Origin of the sequence: Chitinibacter sp. S2-10, assembly GCF_046530675.1 — a bacterium.
Taxonomy (GTDB): domain Bacteria; phylum Pseudomonadota; class Gammaproteobacteria; order Burkholderiales; family Chitinibacteraceae; genus Chitinibacter.
Genome location: NZ_CP172558.1, coordinates 3,071,854 through 3,092,288 on the forward strand (window position 1 = coordinate 3,071,854; position 20,435 = coordinate 3,092,288).

The window sequence follows — 20,435 nt, forward strand, 5'->3', positions numbered from 1 at the left end:
CACACGCCGGATGGCAAGAGCAATATTACTCAGTAAAAACAAAATATTAGCGCCAAACTAAAAAAACACTCTAATATTACAAAGCTTTTAAAAACAACAAATCATTGCCAAACGAGTTCTTTGATATGCCGCATTTACGAATTGCACTGATCACCCTGCTGCTGTCCAGCCACTGCCTGGCCGCTGACACAATCAGGATTTGCGCAGAAAATGACTGGCAGCCCTTTTCATTTAGCAAAAAAGGTCAAGCTGTTGGTGCATCGGTCGATTTGATTCGCGCGGCATTCGCCAAAGAAGGCATAGAAACCCTCTTTATCAGCGGCAGTTACAATCGCTGCCTGAAACTCACTCTGGCAGGCCAATACGACGCCATGCTCGATGTCGGCAAAAACCAGGAGCGATTACCGCAATTCATCTGGCCACAAACGCCCTTTATCATGATGAATCTGCATCTGATTGCCAATCACCAGCAAGTTCAACACGAAGTGAGTTACAGGGTATTAAGCGGAAAGCGGATAGGTATAACCGCTGGCTACGAATACCCCGACAAAATGCTCAGTCAAGCCGGCATTCTGAAAGTTGAATCGTCGAGCGAGCTAGCCAATTTGCGACAACTGGCAGCGGGTCGGATTGATTTCATGCTGCTCTCGGAAGGCACCTTTGCCAATTTGAGCAAGCAACTCTCCAGTGCCGAACGCAAAGCGGTTCGCGATTGGGGGTTGGTCGATCAACTCGGTTTGTATCTTGCTTTTAGCCCCAAAGCCAGCAATGCCTCACGTTGGGCCAAGGCATTTGATCGCGGCTTGAACGAGCTACAAAAAAAAGGCGAAGATCGCCAGATCTTCGCCAGGTGGTCAGCAGTCCCGTAATCAAATGCGGTGTGATCGCTGATGCGGCTCAAGCAGCATCGAATCACCATAACTGAAAAAACGGTATTCATTCGCCACGGCATGCTCATACGCGGCACGCATCGTTTCATAACCGGCAAAAGCCGCGACCAGCATTAATAGAGTCGATTTGGGCAAATGAAAGTTGGTAATCAAACGATCAACCACTTTGAATTGATAGCCGGGCTTGATAAAGATATTGGTATCGCCTTCGGGTTCGGCGAGCAAGCCCTGTTGCGATGATGCTTCGAGCGCACGCAAGGACGTCGTGCCGACCGCAATCACCCGTTTACCCTGCGCCTTGGCTTCGCGAATCGCCGCCTGCGTAGCGGCCGGAATGCGATAACGCTCGTGGTGCATCACATGTTCGCTAATATCGTCGACGCGCACCGGCATAAATGTTCCGGCACCAACGTGCAAAGTCAGAAAATGCGTCTGCACACCCATTTCACGCAGTTGCGTCAGCAATTGATCAGTAAAGTGCAACCCAGCCGTCGGCGCGGCGACTGCACCGGGATCACGCGCATAAACAGTTTGATAACGTTTGGCGTCCTCAATGTCGGGCACATGCGTGATGTACGGCGGCAGCGGCAGCAAACCAGACTGTTCGAGAATATCCAGCACGGTCAGATCCGGATGACTGGCGTGACTATTGGAGAAGTCCAGCCTGAACAAATCACCCTGCCGCTCGGTCATTTGTGCGCTGAATCCGCCATTAAAATGCAGTACGTTGCCTGGCTTGGGCGCTTTGGATGCTTTGATATGCGCCAGCGCCTGATGCTCGCCCAGCACACGTTCGATCAGCGCTTCAATCTTGCCACCCGACGCTTTTTCACCAAACAGCCTTGCCTTGATGACTTTAGTGTCATTAAACACCAGCACATCGCCAGGCTGCAGCAGTTGCGGCAAATCGGTAAACTGCAGATCAGCCCGTTGCGAGCCATCGACATGTAACAAGCGACTCGCCCCACGCGTTTCTGGCGGAAATTGAGCAATCAGTTGGTCGGGTAAGTGGTAGTCAAAATCGGAAATTTGCATTGCGAATCTTTGCATTTTTTGGCGATTTGCATCACCATGACATGCTGTAAGCCAAGAAATAATTGTGTCGCGATTATATCAGCAAATCAGCATGTAACCCGCGCCAACACTGATGTAACAGAATTTTTTCTCCACCCAAGCCATCGTAAGCCTGAAGAAATTAAAATAAATTTATGGCTTTTTCTGGACAAGTTCGCCGAAGTTGCGGCAAACTCCGACGATTCACAGGGATATAGGGATTAGCTTTTATGTCGGTTAACGGCAAAATCCTGGTTCTGCACGGCCCCAATCTGAACTTGCTCGGGCTGCGTGAACCGCAGCATTACGGCAATACCACACTGGACGCAATCAATCAGCAACTGATCGCGCTCGGTCAGGCCAACAAGTTCGAGATCACCACGTTTCAATCCAATCGCGAATATGAGCTAATCGAGCGGATTCACGCCGCTTATGCCGATGGCATTGCTTATATCGTGATCAATCCCGCCGCCTTCACCCACACCAGCGTTGCGCTGCGGGATGCACTGGCTGGCGTCAAAATTCCGTTCATTGAAGTGCATTTATCCAATGTTCATGCCCGGGAAGCTTTCCGGCATCATTCCTATTTCTCCGACCTCGCGGTCGGCGTGATTTGTGGTCTGGGCGCTCAGGGTTATGAATTTGCACTGCAATACGCCATGAACAAACTGAAAAACCAATAACAAGCTCAAAAAGCTCAACCTATTCAACATTGAACAGAGAGGATTGCATCAATGGATCTGCGTAAACTGAAAAAACTCATCGATCTGGTAGAAGAATCTGGCATTGCCGAGCTGGAAGTCACCGAAGGTGAAGAGAAAGTACGCATCACTCGCAGCGTCGCCAATCAGGGCTTCATGCAAGCGCCAATGCAATATCACATTCCGCAAGCCGCTCCGGCTGCTGCACCTGCCGCTGCTGCACCTGCAGCCGAAGCCGCCCCAGCGGTTGAAGGCAATATCCAGAAATCGCCAATGGTCGGCACTTTCTATCGCTCATCAAGCCCAGGCGCCAAAGCCTTCGTCGAAGTCGGTCAGACCGTCAATGCCGGCGATACCTTGTGCATTATCGAAGCGATGAAATTGCTCAACGAAATCGAAGCCGAGCATTCGGGCGTAATCAAGGCCATCTTGGTTGAAAATGGCCAGCCAGTTGAATTTGGCGAACCGATGTTTGTTATTGGCTAATTCTGTGAAGCGTGAGGTGTGAGTAAAGAGATGAAAACCGCTCCTCACACCTAACCCCTCACTCCTCACGGAGTTTGTATATGTTCGAAAAAGTACTTATTGCTAACCGCGGCGAAATTGCCTTGCGTATTTTGCGCGCCTGCCGCGAAATGGGCATCAAAACCGTTGTCGTGCATTCCGAAATCGATCGCGAAGCCAAGTATGTCAAACTGGCCGATGAATCAGTCTGTATCGGCCCCAATCCTTCGGCACAAAGTTATTTGAACGTGCCACGCCTGATTGCTGCCGCCGAAGTGACTGGCGCACAAGCGATTCACCCCGGCTACGGTTTTCTGTCGGAAAACGCCGATTTTGCGCAGCGCGTCGAAGAATCAGGCTTTGTCTTTATCGGCCCGAAACCTGAATCGATCCGCATTATGGGTGACAAGGTTGCCGCCAAAGATGCGATGAAAAAAGCCGGTGTACCTTGTGTTCCGGGTTCGGAAGGCGGTCTGCCTGATGACGAAGCCGAAATTTTGCGCCTCGGCCGTGAAGTCGGCTATCCAGTGATTATCAAGGCCGCTGGTGGTGGTGGCGGTCGCGGCATGCGCGTCGTTCACACCGAAGAAGATCTGCTGTCGGCTGTTGCGCTGACCAAATCGGAAGCCAACCAGTTCTTCGGCAATCCGATGGTCTACATGGAAAAATTCCTGCAAACCCCGCGTCACGTTGAAATCCAAATTCTGGCAGACCAGCACGGCAATGCGATTTATTTGGGTGAACGCGACTGCTCAATGCAGCGCCGCCATCAAAAAGTCATCGAAGAAGCACCCGCACCGGGCGTGACCGAAGAGCAACGCCAGCGCATCGGTGAAGCGTGTGCCGCAGCGTGCCGTTTGATCGGTTACCGTGGCGCGGGCACATTCGAGTTCCTGTATGAAAACGGCGAATTCTATTTCATTGAAATGAATACGCGTGTTCAGGTTGAGCATCCGGTGACTGAAATGATTACCGGCATCGATATCGTTCAGGAGCAAATCCGCGTTGCTGCTGGCTTGCCACTGCGTTACACGCAGGAAGACGTGAAGCTCAAAGGCCATTCATTCGAGTGCCGCATCAATGCCGAAGACCCGATCAAGTTTATCCCTAGCCCGGGTCAAGTCAGCAAATGGCATATGCCGGGCGGGCCGGGAGTTCGCGTTGATTCGCACGTTTATCAGGGTTATACAATTCCGCCAACGTACGACAGCATGATCGGCAAGATCATTACTTACGGTGACACGCGCGAACAGGCGATGGCGCGGATGCGGATCGCATTGTCCGAGATGGTCGTCGAAGGCATCAAAACCAATGTGCCATTGCATCAGCAGTTGCTGCTGGAAAAAGCCTTTATCAAGGGTGGCACCAGCATTCACTACCTTGAGCATCATATGGAAGAAATCAGCAAGGCGATTGAAGCGAAACGCGCCTAAAACGTCATGCACACCTCAAAAGGGCAGCTCAGGCTGCCCTTTTTACATGCCCAACATGGGTATTGCCAGCCAGCCATTGAAAAATATAGCCCACATCAATATACCCAAGAACAACACCAATCAGCCAGCCCAAACCCAACTTCAGACCCCGCACCTTGCTAACGAGTGAAGTAACGCTTCGTCAGCCGGGTGAAATTTGTATTGCTGCACACCCAAGAAAACGCTATCGTTGCGCATTCGTTTCCAGCCCTGACAATGAGTTTAATTTTGCAAGAAATTCGTACGCTTTTTGAACAAAGCAAACGTTTGATCTATCTCGACCCGCCCGAATCTTTGCGTCTGGCCAAAGAAGCGACTTTGCTACTCACGCCGGATCTGGATCCGGCCTTTCGCGTCGCCGTCTTTTTTCAATATATTGAAATGCTGATGGCTTTTGGCCGCATTCACGAAGGGCTGGCTCTGCTGCATTCGGTACTAATCATTGCCGAAACAGAAAATCTGGAAGCCGAGCGAGGCAATCTGCTCTATAACCTGGGAATTGCCCATTATACGACCGGCGATTTTAGTACCGCGATTGAATACTGGAGCGATTGTCTGAATCTGGACAACACCGGTTTCTCAACCGAAACCCGCGTCAATGCATATATTTCACTGGGGCAATTGTATTTTGCCTTCCATTTACCCGAAGATGCCCTGCGCCACCATCATACCGCGCTCAAATGGCTAAAAACCGGAGCCCCGATCAAGCCGGAGCTGCACAAGGAATTATATGTTCGGGTTTTGATCAATCTCGTTGCCGATCTGTACGAGCTCAAACAGCTCGAAGAAGCCATTGCTCACCTTGACGAAGCCGAGCTACTTGCCCAAGAAATCGGCCATCTTGAATACCAAGGCGAGGCACTGAGTTATCGCACGCTGATTTTGCTGGAACAAGGCCGGCTCGATGAAGTGACGCAGTTTCTCCAGCGTGGTCACAGCATGGAACGTTACTGGGCCTGGGGAGAGATTTGCTGGAAAATCGCCAGCGGTAAGCTGCTGCAAGCCAAAAATCAACACCAGCAAGCCATCGATGTTTTTCATCAAGCACTGGATCTTTCCGAAAGTTACGATTGCCGGAGTAAAATCCACGTGGTCCATGCCATCCTCGCCAGCGCATACGATCAACTGGGTGAGACCTCCAAGGCAGAGCAGCACCACCGCTTATATCAGGCGCATTTTAATCGGCTCGGTTCTCCTGAAATCTTTGCTCGCTTACAGCAACTGGAATCCCAACTCGAAAATACATAGCCACGTATACAGCCGTAACCCAATCAATACGATACTTTTGCTTATATACCCCTCAAAGAAGCAACTCATTTGACACATCCCGCCTCGGTTCACACCATCCGCACCGGGCGTACCATTTTGATCACAGTAAGAAAATAGATCGCAGAGCAAGGCCAGCCGAGTGGTATTCTTGCGTTTTTTCGCCTTTCACAAAACTGCCACAATGAATGAGGCCGAACTCAGTCGTCAATTGGCGCGGGCGCGCAAGCTGCTTCACTCGCAAAGCAGCGAAACGCTGACCATTGCCCTGGACGTTCGCAAACAAGCTCAAACACTGCAACTGCCCGAACTGGAAGTTCGCGCTTTATGCATTCTCGCTCAATGTCTTTATGATTTTGGTGATTACAACGAATCACTCGGCTACTTGGCAGAAGTGACCGAGCTAAGTGCCCAGATTAGCATCGGCATTCAAGAAGGCGAACAGTTACAAATCTACGCCCGCACCCATTACAGCATGGGTAACTACCCCAAGGCGCGCGATTATTGGCAGCGCTGCCTGACTCTACCTGACTCTGCCATTATTCTGGAAACACGAATCAGAGCACATATTGGCTTGGGGCAACTCTATTACGCGCATGAACATTACGAATCGGCTCTGGCTCACCATCGCCGCGCCGAAGAACTGGCCGCCAGCTCGGATGATTATCAGTTGCAGGCTGCGATTCTGATCAATATCGCGGTCGATTTAATGAGTTGCAAGCAGCTCGACGAAGCCCACGCGGTTCTCAAAGACGCGCTCCCCTTGGTCAAAGCTGATCAGAACTATCGCAATGAAGCGGAAATATATACGCTGATCGGACAAATCCAGCTCTTGCGCGGCGAATATGACAAGGCACGAATGAGTCTGATGGTCGCACTTAAAATCAACCGCCTGCACATCAATCAGTGGGGCGAAGCCAGCGCGATGCTGATTCTGGGCAAAGTCTACCTGGCCACCGGCTACATCGAAATGGCGCGTGAACAACTGGTCGAAGCGCTCAATAAAGCGTGCGGTCTGGGCGCCATTCACATGCAATGCAATATCCATGAAGTGCTGGCTATCATTTACACCCAGCTGGAAAAAACTGAGATCGCCGAAGGCCATCACAATTTGCGCGATGCTTTGCGTAAACAATTGCTGGACAGCACACTGGAAACCGACCTGGAAACCATGGAGCTGCGGCTCGAATTAATCTGATTTCGACGAGGCGAAGATGAGTTCATTGCAGGATGTTAACCAGCTCAATCAGCGCGCCAAAGCGCTCTCTCGCGAACACCCAGCCGAAGCCCTAGCCTGCGCCCAGCAGGCCGCCATCCATGCCATCCCGCTCAATTATGATTATGGGTTTACCTGGGCCATATTCATTCAAGGCTGCACAATGAATGTGCAGGGCAATTTTGCCGAAGGCTTACCTCTGATGCGCCATGCATTGTATATGGCTCGCACGCATCAATTTGCCGATTTGATACCCGAATGTTTGCAGGAAATTGCACGTGCCAATTACACGACGGGCGATTATGACAGCGCGCTGGATGCCTGGTCGCAATGCATAGACACGGCGCTTGCCGCCAACGCCAACGAAGCCTATATCAAGGGGCAAATCGGATTAGGTCAGCTCTATTTCGCCTACGATGATTTCTACGGTGCGCTCAATCACCATCTAAAAGCCCGCGAACACGCCAGCCAATGTGGCAACGACAGCATGATCGCTGCCATTGAAATCAATATTGGCACCGATCAGGTTGAGCTCCAGCAATATGACAGCGCCAAAGTCACACTCAAACAGGCTCTGGCCTACGCCCAGCAAAGCGGCAATCTGGAATATCAGGCGGCAGCAATGGGCATGCTGGGACGCGTTGCGCTGGCTGAAAATGATTTGCCACTGGCACATGCCTGCCTGGATCGCGCACGTGGCATCAACCAGCGTCATGAGAACCGCTGGGGCGAAGCACATGATTTATACAATCTGGGTTTATTGGCCAGCAAGGAAAATCAACTGGATCATGCCATTGATTGTCATCGGCTCAGCCTGCAATTTGCAGAGTCCATGGGCGCCGCACACCTGATTTGTCAGATCGAGCTGGCCTTGTCAGCCACACTGGAACAAAAAGGCGATTTGCTCAGCGCACTCAAATTCCACAAGCAGGCCTATCAGCATCATTACCAGTTATTACGCCAAAGCTCGGCACAGCGGCTGCACGTCATTGAAGCCAAACTTGAAGCTGAAAAAATCCGGTTGGAAAACATCAATCTACGCAAGCAAAACGATCAGGAGCGCAAAGCGCGCCAGCAGAGTGAACATATCGCATTACAAGACCCGCTGACCGGATTGCTTAACCGCCGAGGCTTTGAAGAGCGTAGCGCCGGCTTACTGCAGTACAACCCGGAACATCGTGAACCACTGTCCCTGCTGATGCTTGACGTGGATTTTTTCAAAGGGATCAACGATTGCTGGGGTCATCTGATTGGCGATAATGTTCTGCGTCAAGTTGGCGCTCTGCTTAAGTCCGGTTGCCGTCAGGATGATCTGGTGTGTCGCTGGGGGGGCGAAGAGTTTTTGATTCTTTTGCCGTCACGCAATGGCATGCCGGCACGCGACGTGGCCGAACGTTTACGCAGCATGGTCGAAAACTGGACCTGGGGAAAAATCCAGCACGGGCTGAAAGTCACCATCAGTATTGGCGTCACCCAGTACCAGAACGATAAACAGCTATTACAAATGACTCAGCGAGCTGATCAAAATCTCTATCGAGCCAAGCAAGCGGGGCGTAATCAGGTGATTTGCTGATTTTCAATTTTCTGCTAATCAAATCAATTACCGGCGTAAATACCCGCTGTTTTTTGTCCCCTGACTGGTTTTTCAGGATGAAAATTGCGGTTTGTGTCCATATCCCTATTAAATTTGCGAGTTCTAGCCTTTTAGCTTCTGTTAAAATCAGGTCTTTAGTCGTCTTTCCCGCCGGAGATGCCCTTCATGGCCGACCAGACCGCCGCGACCCTTGTTCACTCGCAAGAACGCTTGCGTGAAATCCCCTACAACTACACTTCTTTTTCTGATCGTGAAATCGTGATCCGCCTGCTGGGAGCAGACGGCTGGCGAGTACTCGACGAGCTTCGCCAAGAGCGCAAAACAGGCCGCTCCGCACGGATGCTGTTTGAAGTGTTGGGCGATATCTGGGTGGTGAAGCGCAATCCTTATGTGCAGGACGATCTACTCGAAAACAGCAAGCGACTCAAACTGCTGGTCGACGCCATGCATCATCGTCTGGCAGAAATCGAAAAGCGCCGTCAGGAAAATGAACGCGTTAATATTCTGCTGGCACGCACCCGTCAGGCTGTCGACGAATTTGAACGGGAATTCCGTGACGTTGCAGCGCTGCGTAAAAAAGTATTGAAACGTATGGGAGCGATTACCCGCAAGGATAATATCCAGTTCGATGGTCTTGCCCGCGTCTCGCACGTCACCGACGCCACTGACTGGCGCGTTGAATACCCCTTTGTTGTACTGTGCCCAGACACCGAAGCTGAAATGGCGCCGCTGGTCGCCGCCTGTATCGAGCTGGGGCTGACCATCATTCCGCGTGGCGGCGGTACAGGCTATACCGGTGGCGCAGTACCGCTAACCCCAATGAGCGCCGTGATCAATACCGAAAAACTCGACCGCCACAATGGGGTCGAGAAAATGCGCATTCCCGGTGTTGATCATGAAATCGCAACAATCCAGTGCGGCGCAGGCGTCGTAACCCGCCGCGTCATGGAAGCGGCCGAAGACGCGGGGCTGGTTTTTGCCGTTGATCCGACATCTGCCGACGCGTCTTGTATTGGCGGCAATGTCGCGATGAATGCCGGCGGCAAGAAAGCCGTACTGTGGGGCACTGCGCTCGACAATCTGGTGAGCTGGAAAATGGTCGATCCGGACGGCAACTGGCTGTTCATCGAACGCATGGATCACAACCTCGGCAAAATCCACGACGCGCCGCAAGCGACCTTCCGCGTCAGCAAATTCAAACCGTCCAGCGATAAGCTGGAAGAATTCAAAATAGACAGCAAAAACAAGATCGGCGAAGAAACACTTGTGATTCCCGGCAGCCAGTTCCGCAAGGAAGGCCTGGGTAAAGACGTCACCGACAAATTCCTTGCGGGGCTACCTGGCATCCAGAAAGAAGGTACAGATGGTTTGATCACCAGTGCGCGCTTCGTGCTGCACCGCATGCCTAATCATATCCGCACTGTTTGCTTGGAATTTTTCGGTGAAGTCAGCCGTGCCGTACCTTCGATTGTCGAAATCAAAGACTACCTTGATGCCCATCCAGCCGTGCAATTGGCAGGTCTGGAACACCTCGATTGGCGTTATGTGCGTGCTGTCGGTTACGCGACCAAGGCTAAATCGAAAGGCCGGCCGAAAATGGTGCTGATCGCCGATATTGTGTCGGACGATGAAAAAGCGCTCGGCGATGCCACCAGCCACGTCGTGCAACTGGCGAATGCGCGTGGCGGCGAAGGCTTTATCGCCGTATTACCCGAGCAGCGCAAAAAATTCTGGCTTGATCGCGCACGTACAGCAGCGATTGCCAAACACACTAATGCGTTCAAGGTCAACGAAGACGTCGTTATTCCATTACCACGATTGGGCGAATACTCGGATGCCATTGAGCGCATCAATATCGAGCTGTCGATTCACAACAAACTCGACCTGCTCGACCATCTCACAGATTTCTTTGCACAAGGTCGTTTGCCATTTGATACCAGCGATGCGCCGGTCAGTCACGACACGCTGATTGGTGATCGCCGCGAATCTGCACTCGCCTTTATCGAGCAAACACGAAAACACTGGCAATGGATCAATACCAATCTTGACGATGCATTCGAGCTGTATCAAACGGCCTTCCCGCAAATGCCGCTTGAAAAACCAATCGATGCAAATGAATTACCACAAAGCGTTTTTCATGCCTTGCGCGACTTCATTCTGCGTATTTCGTATAAACGTGAATTATTGACCGAACTCGAAGCATTGTTCAGCGGCCGCACCGACAAACCTATTCTCGATGCGATCCACGCCCTGCACCAGAAAGTACTCAAAGGTCGTACCTGGGTGGCACTGCATATGCATGCTGGCGACGGCAATGTGCACACCAATATTCCGGTCAATTCCGACGATTATGAAATGCTGCAACGCGCCCACCATGCCGTTGCGCGCATCATGCAGGTCGCTCGCGATCTGAATGGCGTGATTTCGGGCGAGCACGGCATCGGTATTACCAAGTACGAATTTCTGACGCGTGACGAGCTCGCGCCATTTGAGGCGTACAAACAAAAAGTCGATCCGAACGGCCACTTCAATAAGGGCAAACTAATGCCGGGTGCGGATCTGAGCGATGCCTACACGCCATCATTCAGCCTGCTTGGCACTGAATCGCTGATTCTGGAGCAATCGGACATCGGCAATATCAGCAATATGGTCAAAGACTGTTTGCGTTGCGGCAAATGCAAGCCGGTCTGCACCACGCACGTACCGCGCGCAAACTTACTTTACAGCCCGCGCAATAAGATTTTGGCAACCGGCTTGCTGACCGAGGCTTTCCTGTACGAAGAACAGACCCGTCGTGGCATCTCACTCAAGCATTTTGAAGAACTCGGCGATGTGGCCGATCATTGCACCGTTTGCCACCGCTGCGTGAATCCTTGCCCGGTCAAGATCGACTTTGGTGATGTCTCGGTCGCGATGCGCAATTTCCTGCGCAAGGAAGGCCAGAAAAAATTCACCCCGGGTACGGCGCTCGGAATGACTTTCCTGACACTGAAAGATCCGGCAACGATCAAACTGATGCGTACCGTGATGATAGGCTGGGGCTACAAAGCACAACGCATCGGCCATGCATTAGGCAAGCGCTTTGGTCTGATCAAAGGCATTACCAAGCAGCCGCCATCCACTTTGGGAACGGCACCCATCAAGGCTCAGGTGATTCACTTCATCAATAAACCGATGCCCGGTGGTCTGCCGAAAAAAACTGCCCGTGCACTGCTCGATGTAGAAGACAGCAACGTCGTACCGGTGATTCGTGATCCGCAGCGTCTGAACGAAGAAAACGAAGCGGTGTTCTACTTCCCCGGTTGCGGCTCGGAACGTCTATTCAGTCAGGTTGGCCTGGCAACACAAGCGATGCTCTGGCACGTCGGAACGACAACAGTCTTGCCACCGGGTTATCTGTGTTGCGGCTACCCGCAAACGTCGGCCGGTCAGCAAGACAAGGGCGACAAGATCACGATGGAAAACCGCGTACTCTTCCATCGCCTGGCCAACACGCTAAATTACCTCGACATCAAGACCGTCGTCGTATCGTGCGGCACGTGTATGGACCAGTTGCTCAAATACCGCTTCGAGGAGATTTTCCCAGGCTGCCGCCTGCTCGATATCCATGAGTATCTGCTTGAAAAGGGCGTCAAACTTGAAGGTGTGAGCGGTACCCAGTATATGTATCACGAGCCGTGCCATACGCCGATGAAAACGTATAAGGGCATCGACGTTGCGAACGAATTGATGGGTCAACGCGTCGATCTGAACGACCGCTGCTGCGGTGAATCAGGTACGTTCGCTGTATCGCGCCCTGATATTTCGACGCAAGTACGTTTCCGCAAACAGGAAGAGATGGAAAAAGGCGCGGCGAAACTACGCGCTGATGCGGGTGACCCTAAAGCCCAGGTCAAAATCCTGACTTCTTGTCCATCGTGCATGCAGGGTCTGAGCCGCTACGACAATGACTCTTCGACGACAGCCGATTACATCGTGATCGAAATCGCGAAAACGGTACTGGGTGAAAACTGGATGCCGGAATACGTCAAACAAGCCAGCAATGGCGGTATTGAACGCGTTCTGCTCTGAGAGTCAGATCACAATAGCCCGGATAAACTGGCAGCCTTGATCAGGCTGCCTGTTTTTTTTGCTCATACAGTTGAAGCCACACGCTGTCTTTGCAGTCGGTTCGTAATATAATTGATCGATTATTTACCAGGAACTTCCCGATGAGCAGTTCATGCCCACTCTGCCAGCAAGATGGTGGCCAGATCGTCTGGCAAAATACGCTGGCGCGCGTTGTACTGGCTGACGAACCCAATTACCCCGGATTCTGCCGGGTCATTTTGAATCGCCATGCAGCAGAAATGAGTGACTTATCCGCTCAGGAACGTCATGATTTGATGAATATCGTCTGGGCTGTCGAAACGGTGCAGCGAAAAGTGCTCAAGCCCACTAAAATCAATCTGGCCAGCCTGGGAAATATGGTGCCACATCTGCACTGGCACATTATTCCCCGCTGGCACGATGATTTGCACTTTCCCGCGCCAGTCTGGGCCAGTGCAGAAGCAGGTCGGGCAATTCATGCGATCAGCGACGAACAACTCAACCATTTGCGCGAGCAACTGGAGCAATTAACTCCATGATCGAGGTTTTGATTCAGCGCACATTGCCACCACTGGGTGGCTCGGTTACGCCACCATTTCATGATGCGCGCAGCGCCCGCGACTGGCTCAAGCTTTTACCGATGATCAATGTGCCGGTAGCACATGACGAAATTTTAAAGTCTATTACGCAACTCAACCAAAGTGATCTGGATTCACTCGACACACTCAAAATCATCGAACAATTTCGTGAGTCAGTGCATACGCTGCAAGAGGGAATGCTCGCCAAATTGATGGGCAAACCCTTGCCACTGAGTACCGAAGAACTACAACACTGGCAGCTGGCTCACGCGCTCTGGCGACAGATGGAAAGCTGCTACGGCCGCCTCTGGCATGCCGCCAGCAAAAATTATCCGGGCGTGGCCGAGTTTTTGCCGCTACTGGCAGAACGGACGCTGTATTACGCTTGCAGTAACATCATTCATCTGGCGCATATTTACCGCAAGCCACTAGACAAACAATGGCGACAGCTTTTTGCCTATTACGAACTGGCGTGTGAGCAGCATATTGAAAAGCTCAAGGCACGCGATAGTCTGATCGAAATCAGCGGCGTCAGCACAGCTGAACAGCAATTTCTGCACGCACTGCTATTTAGTGCAGCCAATATTCACCAGTACACACTTAAACAGCAACTCTGGCTAAATAAGCGGCTAGAAATCTTTGCAGCACGCAGCACTTTAAGCAAAGAAGCAGCAACCCTGCCCAACCGGGCCGCGCAATACATCGATCTGAAAGCGCCATCAGCTCCGCTGCGCCGGCAAAATGCCCGCGCTGACAGTGAGCTGGAAATCGACACCCTGGCGCTGGCACACATCATCAGCAAGCGGATCAAATTGTTGCGCATGGGCGAAATGCCGGAAAAAATCGGCCTGGGCAAAGAGCTGGCTCCACAAGCCACTGAAGAAATGCTGCGCGACTTGTATCGCGTCTGGTGCGATACGCCAGTTGATCGCTCGCTGCCACGCCGCAGCAATCAACGAGAACTGGAAACTGCCCTGGGTATTGGCAATATCCACTCATGGCTGGCCACAGATCACTACTTGCCACCGCCACAAAGCGAACAAACAATGAGCAGCGTCGAACTGATGCATTTGAGAATGTTCGGTCAGACGCGCAGCAAATCCCATACGGCAGAAGAACCCCTCGCCGAAACCGAACACTGGCAGATCAATAACGAAACGGCTCAAGGTTTATGCCTGCAGCGCGAGCATGATCAGCACCAGCGCATGCAATTACAACAATTCATGCTAATTGCCGACGGTAATACCCGTCTTGCCGGGCTGATACGCTGGCTGGCCGACAATGAAAACATGCGTGAAGTCGGGATCGAACTGCTGCCAGGCACGCCTGCTGCTGCTGCAATACGTGCTCAGGATGCAGCACGCTTCGGACAAAGCGATTTCACCAAGGTGTTGTTATTGGGCGCAGTCCCCGCACTTCAAGTACCAGTTAGCCTGATCACCCCACCCGGCTGGTTCCGTCAGGGTCGTTTGCTCGATTTTTGGGATGGACAACATATGCACCGGATACGCTTGGTCAGTGTGCTGGGACGGGGGAATGATTTTGAACGAATTCATTTTGTGGCTTCCGGCGGCTTATAAAATATCCTCAGCCACGCCTGAGCCGAAACTGCACTCGCCAGAGCAGTAAAATCAATAAAATCACGGCGTAGATCACCGGTTGCGTCAGATCTTTTTTCACCAGCCACCAATAATGCGTTACGCCAAGTATGGCGATCAGATACACCAGACGGTGCAACTGCCCCCAGCGCCGTTTCAAACGACGCATCATGCCATTGGTCGAGGTCATCGCCAGCGGAATCAGCAATACAAACGCAGCAAATCCCAAAGTGATAAAAGGACGCTTGATTACATCGGCGACCATGCCTGGCCAATCAAAAAACTGATCGAGCCAAATATAAGTCGTAAAATGCAAGCACACATAGAAAAACGCATACAAGCCCAGCATCCGGCGATATTGCTGCCAGCCGGACCAGCCAGTCAGTTGCCGCAATGGCGTCATGCTCAAAGTCAGCATTAGAAACACCAGCGTCCAGGTTCCGGTAGAGCGGGTAATAAATTCAATCGGATTGACCAAATCACCTTGCAGCACCAGATACACCGCCCGCAGCAGCGGCAGCAAGCTGATCAAAAACCACAAGCACCAGTTGCGCAACAAGGTCATCAAAAAGAAAATACCACATCAAGGTGTATCAATACAGACAATACAAATAAATACATTCAGCAATATACCCCTAAAAATTCTTAATCAGATTCATGCCTTTGTACAGACTGGCAACCTGATCGGCGTAACCATTAAAAGGCAAGGTTTTGCGTTTGAAATACTCGCCGATACGCCGCTCGCTCGCCTGACTCCAGCGTGGATGATCAACGGCTGGATTGACATTCGAATAGAAGCCGTATTCATTCGGTGCCGATTGGTTCCAGCTGGTTACCGGTTGCTGCGTCTGCAGGCGGATCCGGACGATGGACTTGATGCTTTTGAAACCATATTTCCACGGCACAACCAGCCTAATCGGCGCACCATTCTGCTTTGGTAAAACTTCGCCATACAAACCGACGGCCAGAATGGTCAACGGATGCATCGCCTCATCGATACGCAAACCTTCGCGATAAGGCCAGTCGAGCACCTGACGTTTGACGCCCGGCATCTGCGTCGGATCATTGAGAGTTTCAAATGCGACAAATTTGGCATTACCAGTCGGCTGCACCTGTTTGAGCAAACTGGCCAGCGGAATACCGATCCAGGGGATCACCATCGACCAGCCTTCGACACAGCGCAGGCGATAAATACGCTCCTCAAGCGGAGCCAGCTTCAGAATCTCTTCAATGCCGAATATTCTGGCCTTGCCCACTTCACCTTCAACGACAATTTGCCATGGTCTGGTTTTCAAGCTGCTCGCCTTTTCCGCTGGGTCGCTTTTATCCGTGCCAAATTCGTAAAAATTATTGTAAGTCGTGATTTCTTTCAGGCTATTCATTTTTTCGCCTGTTGAATAAGGGCTGGGCGCACTCTTGAGCGCCGCCATCGCCTCTCCGGCCAGCAAAGCACTACCCGCAGCAGCCAGCATAAACTGCCGCCGATTCAGAAAAACTTCCGGCGGGGTAATTTCAGACGGCAAAATATCACTGGGACGGCGGATCAACATGATGAGGCTCCATGGCGTTTGAGTGCGGCGTTTAAACAATACAGCTTAGACTGATGCTACGCGGTTTGTTCCATAACGACTCCAATCCAATCGTTTGCTCAACCTTGCGATAAAACCTGCGCAGAATGCAAAAACGAGCCAAGCTGGCTCGTTTTTATGCACTTGTTCAGGCACTCGACTGTCTATTTTCGCGCCAATACCCATTCGGCCATTTGCTTGGCTTCCGCATCGGTGACTGGATTGGGTGCCATCGGCACCGCGCCCCAAACGCCGGAGCCGCCTTTCTGGATTTTCAGCGCCAGTTTGCTCACCGCGGATTTATCGCCTTTATATTTTGCCGCCACTTCCTTATAGGAAGGCCCAACGATTTTTTTATCGATCGAATGACAAGCAAAGCAGTTTTTTGCTTTCATCGCGTCTTCAATTCCCGCCGCTTGCACAGAGCCCGCCACCAGCAAGGCCACACCCAGCACAACTTTGGCACCCATCATTTTTGTCACGACCATCTTGTTCTCCCGATTGAAGTCAGCGTTACACTCGCCATTCATTTGCAGCATGGCATAAATTACACATGTCGCAATCGACTTTAATCAAAAAAGCCCGCAAATCTCATTCCGCAAACTGCTCATCTCGGGCGACAATAGCAAGCTGACTTCGCAGGGATCGAAATGGATTACTTTCCGCTATTTATTAATTTGAAACAGCAAGCATGCCTGATTATCGGTGGCGGCGAAATTGCCTTGCGCAAATTGCGCCTATTGCAATCGGCCGGCGCGAGCGTTCGCATTATTGCGCCAGACATTTGCCCGGGTATTCAAGAGCAAGTCCAAGCCGGAACAGTAGACTGGCAAGCGACCACATTTTCACCGGAGCAGATTAATGGCCAACGGCTGGTGATTGCTGCAACGGATGATCCCGCAATCAATCAGGCCGTCTTTACCGCCTGCGAAGCGGCAGGCATTCTGGTCAATGCCGTCGATGACCCGACGCATAGCCGTTTTATCACTCCGGCCATTGTTGATCGCGCGCCGCTGACGATTGCCATTTCGACTGGCGGCGGCGTTCCGGTGCTGGCTCGCCATCTACGCGCACAACTGGAAGCGCTGATTCCACACGGTTGGGGCGATCTGGCACGCCTCGCAGCACAATTGCGCGAGCTCAGCAAAGAAAAATTGCCCGATCCGGCTGCGCGACGTGAATTCTGGGAAAACGTACTGGCCAGCCCGATTCCCGATCAGGTTTTTAGCGGACAAATCGAATCGGCACGTATTGCCCTGCAGGACATGCTGGAAAAGGATCAACAACCTATACAGGGGGCGGTATATCTGGTTGGCAGCGGTCCTGGCAATCCCGATTTGCTGACTTTCCGTGCACTACGGCTGATGCAACAGGCCGATGTCGTGTTGTACGACAATCTGGTGTCCAAGGAAATCATGGATCTGGTACGCCGTGACGCCGAACGGATTTATGTCGGCAAAAAGTCGAGCAATCACGCGCTGCCACAGGAAGAAATCAATTTGTTACTGGTGAGGCTGGCACAGCAAGGCAAAAAGGTCTTGCGACTGAAAGGCGGCGATCCGTTTATTTTCGGACGTGGCGGCGAAGAAATCGCCGAGCTGGCTGCCGCGCAAATCCCGTTTGAAGTCGTTCCCGGTATTACGTCCGCAGCAGGCGCTTCGTGCTATGCCGGCATTCCGCTCACTCATCGTGATTACGCGCAATCGGTCACTTTTGTCACCGGACACCGACGTGAAGGCCGCGAAGGTGATGGTGACATCAAGCCCGAGCTAGACTGGCCACGACTGGTCAATCCAGCCGAAACGGTCGTCGTTTATATGGGCGTTGCCCAGGCTGGGTATATTGCTGAACAACTTATTTATCATGGTCGACAGAGCAATACCCCGGTCGCCATCATCGAACGCGCCACCACCGCACAGCAACGCGTTGTCATCAGTCAGCTCGATCAGCTGGCGGCAAGCATCACAACAGCTAATATAAAGCCACCGGCATTACTGATCATCGGTGACGTCGTCAAACTGCACGAACAGCTCAATTGGCGCAATGACAGCGCGCCATTCAGCGCCGAAAATCAAATCCACCTTTCAATGGATAAGCCAACAATTAAGTAATCTTACTGATGTTTATCTTGCAAGTGATGTTATATATTGGACACACTCGTCAAGTGTCGATCATCAACTCATAGAAGTGAATTAAACACATGAAAATCGCCCAAAAGCTCCTGCTCATGATTTCAGTCATTGTCACCATTGCACTGGTGAGCGCCGGAATCAATTATGTTTTCATGGGCAATGTCAAACAAGCCAGCTATCAAATTACCGATAATATTCTGCCTTCGATAATCACACTGAACACGGCACAAAAAGACTTTCTCAAGATGCGGGTGGTACTGCGCACCCATATCGGCGAAACCGACGAAGACAAAATGAAAGCACTGGTCAAAACTTACTGGGATTTGTCCAAGGAAGTAGACCAGCAATTAGCTGACTATGAGAAGTGGGTGCTTGATGATACTGACAAGCAGAATCTCGCGGCGATTAACCAGGCGATGAAAGCGGCGCACATCGAATACGACAAAACACTAGAACAGTCGATCCAAAATGATAAAGCCCTTGCCAGCTATACCATTCAGGACAAAGCGACCCCCAAAGGCAACGCTGTCGATGAAGCATTCGAAACCGCAATTACTTACAATGTCAAACTCAGTAATAGCCTCACAACTGACGTCAACCAAGCGATTGCATTCTCGTTAAATCTGGCGGTCATTTTAGGCTTGGTCAGCATCATCACCATTCTGGCGCTGGGGCTGCCGCTACGTCAGGGTATCAATCGCTCTCTGAACGAAATGCGCCAGTTTTTACTTGATCTGAGCCACAACTACGATTTCACCCGCCGGGTTAAAATCAGCAATAGCCGCGATGAAATTGGCGAATCGCTGACCGCGCTCAATGGCCTGCTCGATACGATGCAAAGCAGCCTGCGCCAACTGCATCACGTTGGCCAGAACCTCTCTGTTTCGGTGAGTACACTGTCGAGCGCCAGCACTCAGCTATCGAGCTCATCAAGCGGGGTTTCCGACTCGGCCTCGAGCATGGCCGCCGGCGTTGAAGAAGTCACCACCAGCATCAGCCATGTCGCAGATCGTGCACATGTTTGCGACCAGACCGCGCGCGAAGCGGGTCGTCAGGCTTCGACTGGCGGCAAGGTCATCGACGAAACGATCAACAGCATCAACCAGATTGCCAATCAGGTGCGTACCGCCGCCGAGCAGATTGAAACGCTCAAAGAGCGCAGCATCAATATCAGTAGCGTGATCAATGTCATCAAAGCCATCGCCGATCAGACCAATCTGCTGGCGCTCAACGCCGCGATCGAAGCAGCTCGCGCCGGCGAAATGGGCCGCGGCTTTGCCATTGTCGCCGACGAAGTGCGCAAACTGGCCGAACAAACCGGCAGCTCGACACAGGAAATCGCCAATATGGTCGCGGCGATCCAGCATGAAGCCACCCAAACCGTCAATGCAATGCAGGAAACCGTACGCCACGTCGATGAAGGCGTTAGACATGCGCAACAAGCCAGCTCTGCCATCGCCAGCATCCGCCGCAGTACCGACGAAGTCGTCGATCAGGTCAGCGAGATTTCCAGCTCGATGCGCGAGCAAAGCAGCGCCAGCAATGTGATGGCGCAGCAAGTTGAGCGCGTCGCGCAAATGAGCGAAGAAACCAGCACCGTCGCCCAGCAAACGGCGTCGGAAGGCGAACGACTGCGCCAGCTGGGGCAGGAACTAGAACAATCGGTATCCCGCTATCGCGTTTAAAACAGCAAGCCTCCATCGAAAAGCCACGAGTTAGCCTCGTGGCTTTTTTTCAAACTGCCGCCATACGGGAAACCCCCAAGCCCCAGCAT

General features: G+C 51.9%; 16 protein-coding genes. 12 read left to right on the forward strand and 4 right to left on the reverse strand.

All coding sequences use genetic code 11. The features are described 5' to 3' along the window. The first annotated feature begins 125 nt into the window (after window positions 1-125). Window positions 126-869, forward strand: a complete 744-nt coding sequence (locus ACG2XO_RS14395) for a substrate-binding periplasmic protein (RefSeq protein ID WP_410498683.1) — start codon at window positions 126-128, stop codon at window positions 867-869. On the opposite strand, the gene queA is transcribed toward ACG2XO_RS14395, so the two are convergent. Further along, window positions 870-1,925 (reverse strand): tRNA preQ1(34) S-adenosylmethionine ribosyltransferase-isomerase QueA, encoded by a 1,056-nt coding sequence (queA, locus tag ACG2XO_RS14400; protein ID WP_410498684.1) that lies wholly within the window; start codon window positions 1,923-1,925, stop codon window positions 870-872. A 248-nt stretch (window positions 1,926-2,173) separates the two neighbouring features. Between queA and aroQ the strand changes: the two genes are divergently transcribed. The 9 genes from aroQ to ACG2XO_RS14445 all read left to right on the forward strand — a co-directional run bounded on the left by aroQ (window position 2,174) and on the right by ACG2XO_RS14445 (window position 14,943). After that, complete coding sequence (gene aroQ / locus ACG2XO_RS14405) at window positions 2,174-2,626, forward strand: type II 3-dehydroquinate dehydratase (RefSeq protein WP_410498685.1); 453 nt, start codon at window positions 2,174-2,176, stop codon at window positions 2,624-2,626. A gap of 51 nt (window positions 2,627-2,677) precedes the next feature. After that, entirely contained in the window at window positions 2,678-3,130 is a 453-nt protein-coding gene (accB, locus tag ACG2XO_RS14410) for an acetyl-CoA carboxylase biotin carboxyl carrier protein (RefSeq protein ID WP_410498686.1), read from the forward strand. A gap of 80 nt (window positions 3,131-3,210) precedes the next feature. After that, on the forward strand, window positions 3,211-4,581 hold the full coding sequence (gene accC, locus ACG2XO_RS14415; protein WP_410498687.1) for an acetyl-CoA carboxylase biotin carboxylase subunit: 1,371 nt from the start codon (window positions 3,211-3,213) through the stop codon (window positions 4,579-4,581). A gap of 255 nt (window positions 4,582-4,836) precedes the next feature. Continuing rightward, window positions 4,837-5,868 carry a hypothetical protein gene (locus ACG2XO_RS14420; RefSeq protein WP_410498688.1) on the forward strand — a complete coding sequence of 344 codons (1,032 nt, stop codon included), beginning with the start codon at window positions 4,837-4,839 and terminating at the stop codon, window positions 5,866-5,868. Window positions 5,869-6,037: 169 nt separating this feature from the next. Next, window positions 6,038-7,084 carry a tetratricopeptide repeat protein gene (locus tag ACG2XO_RS14425; protein WP_410498689.1) on the forward strand — a complete coding sequence of 349 codons (1,047 nt, stop codon included), beginning with the start codon at window positions 6,038-6,040 and terminating at the stop codon, window positions 7,082-7,084. A 16-nt stretch (window positions 7,085-7,100) separates the two neighbouring features. Then, entirely contained in the window at window positions 7,101-8,675 is a 1,575-nt protein-coding gene (locus ACG2XO_RS14430) for a diguanylate cyclase (RefSeq protein ID WP_410498690.1), read from the forward strand. Window positions 8,676-8,861: 186 nt separating this feature from the next. Continuing rightward, a complete protein-coding gene (locus ACG2XO_RS14435; protein WP_410498691.1) occupies window positions 8,862-12,767 on the forward strand; it encodes a DUF3683 domain-containing protein in 3,906 nt (1,301 codons plus the stop codon). A gap of 140 nt (window positions 12,768-12,907) precedes the next feature. Beyond that, the gene (locus ACG2XO_RS14440) at window positions 12,908-13,324 is read left to right on the forward strand and encodes an HIT family protein (RefSeq protein WP_410498692.1); all 417 of its coding nucleotides are present in this window, start codon (window positions 12,908-12,910) and stop codon (window positions 13,322-13,324) included. After that, complete coding sequence (locus ACG2XO_RS14445; protein ID WP_410498693.1) at window positions 13,321-14,943, forward strand: hypothetical protein; 1,623 nt, start codon at window positions 13,321-13,323, stop codon at window positions 14,941-14,943. Before ACG2XO_RS14440 ends, ACG2XO_RS14445 begins: the two co-directional genes overlap by 4 nt. 7 nt (window positions 14,944-14,950) lie before the next feature. On the opposite strand, the gene ACG2XO_RS14450 is transcribed toward ACG2XO_RS14445, so the two are convergent. The 3 genes from ACG2XO_RS14450 to ACG2XO_RS14460 all read right to left on the reverse strand — a co-directional run bounded on the left by ACG2XO_RS14450 (window position 14,951) and on the right by ACG2XO_RS14460 (window position 17,017). After that, window positions 14,951-15,526 carry a sulfite oxidase heme-binding subunit YedZ gene (locus ACG2XO_RS14450; RefSeq protein ID WP_410498694.1) on the reverse strand — a complete coding sequence of 192 codons (576 nt, stop codon included), beginning with the start codon at window positions 15,524-15,526 and terminating at the stop codon, window positions 14,951-14,953. 70 nt (window positions 15,527-15,596) lie between these two features. After that, complete coding sequence (msrP, locus tag ACG2XO_RS14455) at window positions 15,597-16,511, reverse strand: protein-methionine-sulfoxide reductase catalytic subunit MsrP (RefSeq protein WP_410498695.1); 915 nt, start codon at window positions 16,509-16,511, stop codon at window positions 15,597-15,599. A 182-nt stretch (window positions 16,512-16,693) separates the two neighbouring features. Continuing rightward, entirely contained in the window at window positions 16,694-17,017 is a 324-nt protein-coding gene (locus ACG2XO_RS14460; RefSeq protein ID WP_410498696.1) for a c-type cytochrome, read from the reverse strand. A 162-nt stretch (window positions 17,018-17,179) separates the two neighbouring features. On the opposite strand from ACG2XO_RS14460, the gene cysG reads away from it, so the two are divergent. Together cysG and ACG2XO_RS14470 are read left to right on the forward strand one after the other, a co-directional pair. Further along, window positions 17,180-18,640 carry a siroheme synthase CysG gene (gene cysG / locus ACG2XO_RS14465; RefSeq protein ID WP_410498697.1) on the forward strand — a complete coding sequence of 487 codons (1,461 nt, stop codon included), beginning with the start codon at window positions 17,180-17,182 and terminating at the stop codon, window positions 18,638-18,640. 89 nt (window positions 18,641-18,729) lie between these two features. Next, complete coding sequence (locus ACG2XO_RS14470; RefSeq protein ID WP_410498698.1) at window positions 18,730-20,346, forward strand: methyl-accepting chemotaxis protein; 1,617 nt, start codon at window positions 18,730-18,732, stop codon at window positions 20,344-20,346. Window positions 20,347-20,435: the final 89 nt, after the last annotated feature.

Excerpts from the sequence above, each read along its gene's own strand:
- ACG2XO_RS14395 (WP_410498683.1), top strand. The coding sequence starts at position 126 with ATGCCGCATTTACGAATTGCACTGATCACCCTGCTGCTGTCCAGCCAC.
- queA (WP_410498684.1), bottom strand. The coding sequence starts at position 1,925 with ATGCAAATTTCCGATTTTGACTACCACTTACCCGACCAACTGATTGCT.
- aroQ (WP_410498685.1), top strand. The coding sequence starts at position 2,174 with ATGTCGGTTAACGGCAAAATCCTGGTTCTGCACGGCCCCAATCTGAAC.
- accB (WP_410498686.1), top strand. The coding sequence starts at position 2,678 with ATGGATCTGCGTAAACTGAAAAAACTCATCGATCTGGTAGAAGAATCT.
- accC (WP_410498687.1), top strand. The coding sequence starts at position 3,211 with ATGTTCGAAAAAGTACTTATTGCTAACCGCGGCGAAATTGCCTTGCGT.
- ACG2XO_RS14420 (WP_410498688.1), top strand. The coding sequence starts at position 4,837 with ATGAGTTTAATTTTGCAAGAAATTCGTACGCTTTTTGAACAAAGCAAA.
- ACG2XO_RS14430 (WP_410498690.1), top strand. The coding sequence starts at position 7,101 with ATGAGTTCATTGCAGGATGTTAACCAGCTCAATCAGCGCGCCAAAGCG.
- ACG2XO_RS14435 (WP_410498691.1), top strand. The coding sequence starts at position 8,862 with ATGGCCGACCAGACCGCCGCGACCCTTGTTCACTCGCAAGAACGCTTG.
- ACG2XO_RS14440 (WP_410498692.1), top strand. The coding sequence starts at position 12,908 with ATGAGCAGTTCATGCCCACTCTGCCAGCAAGATGGTGGCCAGATCGTC.
- ACG2XO_RS14445 (WP_410498693.1), top strand. The coding sequence starts at position 13,321 with ATGATCGAGGTTTTGATTCAGCGCACATTGCCACCACTGGGTGGCTCG.
- ACG2XO_RS14450 (WP_410498694.1), bottom strand. The coding sequence starts at position 15,526 with ATGACCTTGTTGCGCAACTGGTGCTTGTGGTTTTTGATCAGCTTGCTG.
- msrP (WP_410498695.1), bottom strand. The coding sequence starts at position 16,511 with ATGTTGATCCGCCGTCCCAGTGATATTTTGCCGTCTGAAATTACCCCG.
- ACG2XO_RS14460 (WP_410498696.1), bottom strand. The coding sequence starts at position 17,017 with ATGGTCGTGACAAAAATGATGGGTGCCAAAGTTGTGCTGGGTGTGGCC.
- cysG (WP_410498697.1), top strand. The coding sequence starts at position 17,180 with ATGGATTACTTTCCGCTATTTATTAATTTGAAACAGCAAGCATGCCTG.
- ACG2XO_RS14470 (WP_410498698.1), top strand. The coding sequence starts at position 18,730 with ATGAAAATCGCCCAAAAGCTCCTGCTCATGATTTCAGTCATTGTCACC.